Source organism: Stieleria sedimenti (genome assembly GCF_025060895.1).
Lineage (GTDB): Bacteria > Planctomycetota > Planctomycetia > Pirellulales > Pirellulaceae > Stieleria > Stieleria sedimenti.
Window position 1 is genome coordinate 1 of the sequence record NZ_JANZKV010000363.1, and the last position, 1,295, is coordinate 1,295.

Annotated in this window: 2 protein-coding genes; both read left to right on the forward strand. The window is 56.1% G+C overall.

The features are described from left to right. The first annotated feature begins 433 nt into the window (after positions 1-433). Positions 434-676 (forward strand): ribbon-helix-helix domain-containing protein, encoded by a 243-nt coding sequence (locus tag NZK35_RS33790; protein ID WP_259636941.1) that lies wholly within the window; start codon positions 434-436, stop codon positions 674-676. Then, the gene (locus NZK35_RS33795) at positions 677-970 is read left to right on the forward strand and encodes a type II toxin-antitoxin system RelE/ParE family toxin (RefSeq protein WP_259636942.1); all 294 of its coding nucleotides are present in this window, start codon (positions 677-679) and stop codon (positions 968-970) included. Positions 971-1,295: the final 325 nt, after the last annotated feature.

The following is a 1,295-nucleotide window of genomic DNA, read 5'->3' on the forward strand; positions in this document are numbered from 1 at the left end:
TCGTCTTTGAGTCAACGAAATTTGAGTCAACGAAAACCACCCTCGAACCACACAACGCGAGTCACGGGGCAGTCATGCGCCGCTGGATCACACGAAAGGCCCAGAGAGATCAAGACGGCGATCGCACCAAAACGCGGACGACCTACGGCCGGTAGATCAAGGAAGCTGGCGTCAGCCTACTCTAGCAAGACCCACACAATCTCAGCCCACCACGACCGCACGTCAACCGTCGAAGCGGCATGCAATTCGATCAACTTCAACGGTGGCGAGATGCGGGCGGCGGCGATTGGCTCAACCACTGAGTGGATGGCGACCACCACCGCTCCGTATCATCGCATGGTTCAACGCAGATTTGAACAATGCCGGACCTGTGGCTGGAACAGTTTTCCCGGACGTGTAGAATAACGACAGGCAAGTCCTACAGGAGCGGAAAATGTCAACCATCAGTGTGAATGTGCCAGACCGGGTCATGTCCGCAATCGCCGAGCGTGCACGAAACAGTGGCTATGCGGATGTAAACGAGTACGTTTCGCAGTTTGTGCTGCGACTATGCGAGCGTCAGAGCGAAGTGGAAGCATTGGCGATCGAGGGGTTGCAAAGCGGGCCGAGTGAACCATGGGACAAGAATGAAATCGAAGGCATACGGGCAGACCTGAAGTCAAAGTACGGAAATTGAATGCCCGAGCGTAGAACGCCGCATCGCAGGCGGCTTGCCATCGACGACATTGCGGGGCATTCGAGCCGTATTGCCGAGTCAAATCTTGATGCCGCGCTGCGTTTTCTCGATGCGATTGAAACGACGGTCGATTTGCTGTGTCAGTTTCCAGAGGCTGATGGGCTTCGGGCGAAGCTAGTAAACGGCTTCGGCAACCACGTCGTTCTCTATTTTGTGACGCCGGAAACGATCGACATTGTGCGTGTGATCTGGGGCGGACAAGAGATCGACCAAATCGCGTTGCAGTGCAAGTGACGCCTGAAGTATCAATCGGCGAACGAATTGCGATCTATTCGCGCGTGGGGAGGAACGGGGAGCGATCGGGCGGCAGACTTTTTTCGCCACCTCAGGTGGGCCGATCAGAAAAACTGATTAGAACGGATCCTGGCAGACGGTGTCAGTTTCTCAGGCCCAGGTGAATTCGAGCGCATTGGCGGAAGGGCGATCCGGTTCGGACTCGGCCTCCTTCGCACTTGCTTGTTCACTTTTCGCACGACCAGTCGTATCAAGTGCGAAAAACCTTCACCCATCGCGGCGCCCACGGCATCCCGCAGGGATTTCAGCAAGTAGCCGGAGGTCA

Bases quoted from the DNA above. Each gene is read 5' to 3' on its own strand.
- NZK35_RS33790 (WP_259636941.1), top strand. From the start codon at position 434: ATGTCAACCATCAGTGTGAATGTGCCAGACCGGGTCATGTCCGCAATC.
- NZK35_RS33795 (WP_259636942.1), top strand. From the start codon at position 677: ATGCCCGAGCGTAGAACGCCGCATCGCAGGCGGCTTGCCATCGACGAC.